The sequence below is a fragment of the bacterium genome, assembly GCA_027622355.1.
Classification (GTDB): Bacteria; UBA8248; UBA8248; order UBA8248; family UBA8248; genus JAQBZT01.
This window is the reverse complement of the sequence record JAQBZT010000166.1, coordinates 1-6,858: the sequence shown is the minus strand read 5'-3', so window position 1 is coordinate 6,858 and position 6,858 is coordinate 1. Positions and strand designations below refer to the sequence as shown.

The window sequence follows — 6,858 nt, the reverse complement described above, 5'->3', positions numbered from 1 at the left end:
AGATAGGGATCGTTTAAATAATAAGCGGAATTGCTCGAAAACGTTGAGCCGGGTATCGAGGGTGTGCGCCGTGTTCAGATCGAAGCTGTACTCCCCCTTCCAGCGGAAGGTCTCCCCGCCGTTCCGCTCCAGCCCGGCCAGATCGATCCGGCGCTCGGCCATGAAATCCAGGACATCTTCCGGGAAATCCGCGCCCACCACCGCGACCAGCCTCACTTTCGTGAAAAAACTCGCCGAGATTGAGAAGTAGGTGGCCGAGCCGCCGATGGCCTCCTCCCGCTCCCCGAAGGGCGTTTTGACCGAATCAATTGCCATGGACCCCACAACCAAAAGGCTCATCTTCTCTCCTTGATGTGCAAGAGAATCAAAATTGGCATATATTTTCAGGGCACTTTACTGCAAGCCCCCGCGCGTTGAAACCCGAGGCGGTTCGCGCGGACAGGGCGGGGGGGCTTCCCCGCCTGCGGGGCCACTCTTCTGTACACCGGAGTACCGCCGAAAGGAAGCGCGGGCCATGGGAAAAGGGGCCATCGCAGAAAGACAGGCCGTCACCCCCGAGGATCTGGAAAACCTCGATTACTTCGAGGACCTCCAGGATCGCTACATGGCCATCGAGGGGCTCTCGGCCGAGTGGCTCCCCAAGGGCGGGCCCGCCCCCTCCCTCGACCGGGACGCCGGCCTGCGCCTGCACTATCTCATCTCGCTCGCCCGGGCGGTGGAGGAGGTACTCGACTCCGCTTTCCGGGCCGGCCACATCCCCGGCACCGCCTTTTTCGGAAGAGGCAACGAGGCGGCCAGCGCGGCCAGCGCCTTCTGCCTCCGCGATGAGGAATGGCTCGTCCCGATGCACCGCAACTGCGGGGCCCATCTCGCCAAGGGACACCCCCCGCGCAGCATCATGGCGCACTTCTTCGGCAGGGCCGATGGCCCCTCCGCCGGACGCGACGGAAATTTCCACATGGGCTACCGCCCGAAGAAGATCACCCAGATCATCAGCCACATCGGCACGATGACCCCCATCGCGGCCGGCCTCGCCTTCGCCGAGAAATACCGGGGGAGCGGCCGGGCCGTCCTCACCTACATGGGCGACGGCGGGATGAGCACCGGCGATGTCCACGAGGCGATGAACATCGCCGGGGTCCAGAAGCTCCCCCTCGTCATCATCGTGGACAACAACCAGTACGCCTACAAAACCCCGCTCAAGGATCAGTTCAGCTGCAAGACGCTCGCCCTGCGCGCGGCGGCCTACGGCATGCCGGGCTTCCTCATTGACGGGACCGACGCCGTGCTCGTCCACAAGATCACCTCCGCGGCCCTCGATCGCGCGCGCGCGGGCGGCGGCCCCACCCTCATCGAAAGCATCACCATGCGTGCCGCCGGCCATTCGGTCTACGACAAATACACCGACTACGTGGACATGGACCTTTTCAAGAAATGGACCGAAGGGCGCGACCCGATCCGGCGCTTCGACGCCTACCTGACCGATGGCGAGATCGCGAGCCCCGAGGAGCTCGCCGCCTCCCACGGCAAGGCCCGGGCCGACGCCGAGCGCGCGCGGGATGAGGCTCTGCAGAACCCCTTCCCCGATCCGGCAAAACTCGAAGAGGGTGTGTTCGCCGAATGAGCCAGCCCACCTACCGCGAAGCCATCCGCACCGCCCTCTGGGAAGAGATGGAGCGGGACGAGCGCGTCTACCTCATCGGGGAGGACATCGGCCTCGGCGGCGGCGCCTTCTACATCACCAAGGGCTTTCAGGAGCATTTCGGCGCCATGCGCGTCGTTGACGCCCCGCTGGCCGAGGCGGGCTTCACCGGGCAGGCCCTCGGCGCGGCCATCGGCGGGCTTCGGCCGGTGGTGGAATTCCAGTTCGCCGACTTCGTGACCGAGTCCTACAAAATGATCGTGGACTTCGCCGCGGGAAACCATTACCGGCAGATGGGCCCCGTCCCGATCGTCCTGCGCCTCCCCGCCGGCGCCCTGGTGAGCGCGGGGCCCTTTCACTCGGGCAACCCCGAGCCCTGGTTCTTCCACACGCCGGGCCTCAAGATCGCTGCCCCGGCGACCGCCTACGACGCCAAGGGGATGATGAAGGCCGCCATCCGCGACGAGAACCCCGTCATCTTCATCGAGTATAAGAAATTCTATAACTACCCGGTGGCGGATCTTCCCGAGGCGCTCCGCCCCGATGTCCCCGAGGACGACTACACCGTTCCCTTCGGGGAGGCCCGCCTCCTCCGCGCGGGGGAGGACATCTCGCTCCTCACCTTCGGCACCACCTGCCTCCAGGCGCTCGAAGCCGCCGAGATACTCGAAGCCGAAGGGGTCTCCGTCGAGGTGATCGACCTGCGCTCGCTGGCACCCTACGACAAGGGGGCCATCCTCGACACCGTCCGCAAGACCGGCCGGCTCCTCATCCTCCACGAGGCGCGCAAGCGGGGCGGGCTCGCCGGCGAGTTCGCTACGATCGTGGCCGAGGAGGCCTTCGAGCATCTCGATGCGCCCATCCGGCGGGTCGCGGCGCCCGACACCCCCATGCCCATGAGTCCGCCCCTGGAAGAAGCCTACCTGCCGAGCACGGCGGATGTCGTGGCCGCGCTCCGCGAGCTGGCCGCTTACTGAGGAACCCGATGTTCATCACCCACATCCGGATGCCCCGCATGGGAAGCAGCGTGCACGAGAGCACCGTTGTCGAGTGGAAGAAGCAGACCGGCGATCGCGTCGCGAAGGGCGAAGTGCTCCTCGCGGCGGAGAGCGACAAGGTGGAGTTCGAGATCGAATGCCCGGCCGACGGCGTGATCAAGGAGATTCTCGTCGAGGCGGACAAGACGGTCCCGGTGGGGGAGTCGCTCGCCCTCCTCGAAACCGAGGCGCAGGTCCCGGAGGATGCGCAAAAACCCCGCTCCGGCCCCCCGGCCGCGGACGACTGGGGAGCGCCCGTCGCACCGCTCTCCGCCCGGAAATCGACCGCGGCCCCGCCCGCTCCCCGGAAAGAAACGCGGACGGCCCGCCCCGCGGGAGGCGCGGACACATCAAAAAGCACAACCCGGCTCTCCCCCCGCGTGCGGCGCCTCGCGGAGGAACGCGGAATTTCGGCGCAGGCCCTCTCCGAGATCCCCGGAACGGGCGACGGGGGCCGCATCACCGCCCGCGACCTCGAAAGCTTCACTGCGGGGGACGGCGGCGCGGCGCTGGCGCTCTCCTTCTCCTCCCTCGCGGCGGAGGGAGAAGCGCGCGAGCAGCGCATCCCCATGAGCCGCACCCGGCGCCGCATCGCCGAAAACCTCACCCGCTCGGTGCGGGAGATCCCCCAGGTGTCTTCCTGGCTCGATGTGGACATGAGCCGCATCAGTGCCTGGCGCGAGGCGAACAAGGCGCCATTTGCGGAAAAACACGGGGTGCGGCTGACCTTCACCCCCTTCTTCGCGCTCGCTCTCACCCATGCCCTGCGTGATACGGAACACGCCCGCTTCAACGCCACCTATGAAGACGACGCCGTCATCGTGCGGCGCTACGTGAACCTCGGGGTCGCGGTGGACACCCCCGAGGGACTGCTGGTGCCGGTCCTCCGGGCGGCGGACGGGCTCGATTTCGCCGAGATGGCCCTGCGCCTCGAGGATCTGAGCCGGCGCACCCGCGAGGGCGCCCTCTCTCCCGAGGAGGTGAAGGAGGGGACGATCACCCTCACCAACTTCGGCGCCTCGGGCGCCCTGGGCGGGGCCCCGATCATCAACCCGCCGCAGGTCTGCATCCTCGGGACCGGCGCGATCGCCCCCCGGCCCGCCGCGCTCCCGGGAAACCGGCTGGCGGTCCGGCCGCTGATGACGCTATCTTTAACTTTTGATCACAGGGCGAACGACGGCTTCGCGGCGGGGCGCTTTCTCTCCGCCATCCGCGATGCCCTGGAGCGCATGGATCTTTCCCAAGTGAGGTACTGATGTCCCGACTCGATGCATCCAAAGCCCTTCGTTCATTTATTTTCCATCCGGGAAGCAGCGAGAAGATGCTCTCCAAGGCGCCCACCTCGGGGGCCGACGCGGCGCTCTTCGACCTGGAGGATTCGGTCGCCATCGATGTCAAGGAAACCGCCCGCGGCATGGTCAAGGACGCCATCACCGCCACGCGGAACACCCCCGGCGCCCCGCCCCTGATCCTGGTGCGGGTCAACGGGCCGGAGACCGATCTGCTGGAGGCCGATCTGGAGGCGGTGGCGGTCGAGGGGCTCGACGGCATCTTCCTCCCCAAGCCCGAGGGCGCGGCCGACATCCGCAAGGCCGACGCCATCCTCACACGGCTCGAGCGGGAGCGGGGATTCGAGGAAGGGTCGATCGGCATCATCGCGCAGATCGAGAGCGCGGCCGGTGTCTACCATTGCCACGACCTCTGCACGGCGGCGGCGCGGATGGCGGGAGTGAACTTCGGCAGCGCCGAGGATGCCGACCTGTGCCGCGACCTCGGGGCCCAGTGGACCGCGGACGGCACCAGCCTGCTCTATGCGCGGAGCAAGGTGCTCGTGGACGCCCGGGCGGCGAAGATGCCCCACCCCACCGACGGGGTCTACACGCAGCTGAAAAACCCCGAGGGCTGCCGCGAGGACGCCCTCCAGGCCAAGCGCCTCGGCTACACCGGCAAGGCGGCCATCCACCCCAACCAGGTGGCCATCTTCAACGAGGTCTACTCGCCGACCCCCGAGGAGGTCGCCTACTACACGGAAATGGTGGAAGCCTTCCAGGAGGGCGAGCGGGCCGGCCTGGGCGCCGTGCCCTTCCAGGGAAAGATGATCGACTACGCCATGGCCAAGCACGGCGAGCGCATCATCGCGCGGGCCGGGGCCATCGCCGCCCGGGGGTAGGGCGGGGTCCTTTGTTTTTCGCCGGAATACAAAGTTCTCCCAACCTTCCCAACACCCGCACGAAACCGCCGCCGGGCACTTTCCTTATCCTAAGATATGCCTTAAATTAATATGTATCGATTTGAAACTACTCGATTTTGTGCAGGTACCGCCCGTGACCCCGATAACGCCCACCCAGGGCACCGACTACGAAGCCGCGGAAAGAAAGAGCGGCCACCCCCTCATCCTCCTCGTGGACGATGAAAAGGACATCCGCGAGCTGCTCACGGAGATGCTGGAGATGCGGGGCTACGCCGTGATCGCCGTGGGCTCGGGCACCGAAGCCCTCGGCTGTCTTGAGGAGTATCCGTTCGATCTGGTGATCACCGATCTGGGGATGGAGGGAACCTCCGGGATGGAAGTGGCCCGGATGGCCAAGACCGCGAAGCGCGGAACGCCCGTCATCCTGATCACGGGATGGGCGGAGAGCGAAAAAGAGCTCGAAGAGAATACCGATGACATCGATCGCCTGGTATCGAAGCCCTTCTCCCTGACCGAGCTCGGAAACGCGGTGGACGATTTCGTGAAAAGCCCCCCGGGAAAAAACTGACGCCCGCCCCGCCTCAGCAGCCGAACGCCTTTCCCTTCTGCTTGGGGAGTTTTTTCCAGTCCAGCGCCAGCTCGGCCAGCAGGCGGACGCCGACCCCCGTCCCGCCGGCCGGGCGGTAGGGCTCATCCTGGGCCGTGTGCGAGGGCCCCGCGATGTCGAGGTGGATCCAGGGCGTCTCCCCGGCGAAGTGCTGCAGGAAGGCGGCGGCCGTGTTCGCCCCGCCCCAGCGCACGCCGGAGATGTTGCACAAGTCCGCAATCTTGCCCTTCATCATCTCGCCGAAATGCGGAAAGAGGGGCAGGTGCCACACCACATCGCCGGTCGCCTCGCCCTTCTCGCGCACCCGGCGCAGCAGCTCGTCGTGGGTGCCGTACATCCCGGTCACCTTGTCCCCCAGCGCCACCACGCACGCTCCCGTCAGCGTCGCCAGATCGATCATGCACTGGGGCTTGTACTTCGTCCGGCAGTAGTGGAGCACGTCCGCGAGAAGAAGCCGGCCCTCGGCGTCGGTGTTGTGGATCTCGATTGTGGTCCCGCTCATGGCGCGCACGATGTCCCCGGGCCGGGTCGCATCGCCGGAAACCATGTTCTCGGCCAGGCCCACCACCCCCACCACGGGCGTGCGCGGCTTGAGCCGGGCGACCGAAATCATGGCGCCGACGACGGCCGCCGCCCCGCTCATGTCCGTCGTCATGAGCTCCATGCCGCTGCTCGGCTTGATGGAAACGCCGCCCGTGTCAAAGGTTACCCCCTTGCCCACGAACGCGATCGGAGCGCCCTTCGCCCCGCGGGGGCGGTACTCCAGCACCACCACCCGGCAGGGGGCCGAGCTGCCGCGCGCCACGGCGAGGAGAGCGCCCATCTTGAACTGGCGGATCCGGCCCTCGTCCAGAACGGTGCACCGCAGCCCCTCCTTGCGGGCCATCCGCCGGATCCGGGCCGCCAGATCGGGCGGGCGCTTCTCGTTGCTGGGGGTGTTGATGAGATCGCGGGCCAGCGCCGTGCCCTCCGCCAGAAACTGGCCCGTGCGCATGCCGCGGCGAAGGGCCGCCAGAGGGGCCCGGCCGCCGCAGATCACGGCGCGCTGCACCCCCTTGCCGTTCCCCTTTTCGGTCTTGTACTTGTCCATCCGGTAGAGCGCGAGCGCGGCGGCCTCCGCGGCGGCCTTGGCAGCCCGCTCTCCGCCGAGGCGGCCGATCGCCTCCTTGCCCGGCGAAAGGGAGAGACTCGATGCCCCCTCTTCTCTTGCGCGGCGGCTTCCCAGGCCCGCGGCCTGCCGGAGCGCCTCGGCGTCCAGCTCCTCCGCCTTCCCCATCCCCGCCAGCACCACAAGCTGGGCCTTGATCGCCCGCGCTCCGCCCGGAACGGGGATGCAGGTCACCTGCCCCTTCTCTCCATCGAACGCTTTCCGGCGCCGCAG

7 protein-coding genes are annotated in these 6,858 nt (G+C 67.4%); 5 read left to right on the top strand and 2 right to left on the bottom strand.

The annotated features are described in order from the left end of the window. Positions 1 to 339 (bottom strand): sugar kinase (locus O2807_10140; protein ID MDA1000854.1); only part of this gene is annotated, 339 nt, incomplete at its 3' end. Positions 340 to 514: 175 nt separating this feature from the next. On the opposite strand from O2807_10140, the gene O2807_10135 reads away from it, so the two are divergent. From O2807_10135 to O2807_10115, 5 genes are all read left to right on the top strand, one after another. After that, positions 515 to 1,624: a thiamine pyrophosphate-dependent dehydrogenase E1 component subunit alpha gene (locus O2807_10135; protein MDA1000853.1), complete on the top strand. Its 1,110-nt coding sequence runs from the start codon at positions 515 to 517 to the stop codon at positions 1,622 to 1,624. Continuing rightward, positions 1,621 to 2,619, top strand: a complete 999-nt coding sequence (locus tag O2807_10130) for an alpha-ketoacid dehydrogenase subunit beta (protein ID MDA1000852.1) — start codon at positions 1,621 to 1,623, stop codon at positions 2,617 to 2,619. Before O2807_10135 ends, O2807_10130 begins: the two co-directional genes overlap by 4 nt. Positions 2,620 to 2,627: 8 nt before the next feature. Continuing rightward, the gene (locus O2807_10125) at positions 2,628 to 3,935 is read left to right on the top strand and encodes a dihydrolipoamide acetyltransferase family protein (protein ID MDA1000851.1); all 1,308 of its coding nucleotides are present in this window, start codon (positions 2,628 to 2,630) and stop codon (positions 3,933 to 3,935) included. Then, positions 3,935 to 4,849, top strand: a complete 915-nt coding sequence (locus O2807_10120) for a CoA ester lyase (GenBank protein ID MDA1000850.1) — start codon at positions 3,935 to 3,937, stop codon at positions 4,847 to 4,849. The genes O2807_10125 and O2807_10120 overlap by 1 nt, the downstream gene beginning before the upstream one ends. Before the next feature lie 154 nt (positions 4,850 to 5,003). Beyond that, positions 5,004 to 5,438, top strand: a complete 435-nt coding sequence (locus O2807_10115) for a response regulator (GenBank protein MDA1000849.1) — start codon at positions 5,004 to 5,006, stop codon at positions 5,436 to 5,438. Positions 5,439 to 5,451: 13 nt separating this feature from the next. Here O2807_10115 and O2807_10110 read toward each other — a convergent pair. Then, on the bottom strand, positions 5,452 to 6,858 hold a 1,407-nt coding region (locus O2807_10110), incomplete at its 5' end, for a leucyl aminopeptidase (GenBank protein MDA1000848.1).

Bases quoted from the DNA above. Each gene is read 5' to 3' on its own strand.
- O2807_10135 (MDA1000853.1), top strand. From the start codon at position 515: ATGGGAAAAGGGGCCATCGCAGAAAGACAGGCCGTCACCCCCGAGGAT.
- O2807_10130 (MDA1000852.1), top strand. From the start codon at position 1,621: ATGAGCCAGCCCACCTACCGCGAAGCCATCCGCACCGCCCTCTGGGAA.
- O2807_10125 (MDA1000851.1), top strand. From the start codon at position 2,628: ATGTTCATCACCCACATCCGGATGCCCCGCATGGGAAGCAGCGTGCAC.
- O2807_10120 (MDA1000850.1), top strand. From the start codon at position 3,935: ATGTCCCGACTCGATGCATCCAAAGCCCTTCGTTCATTTATTTTCCAT.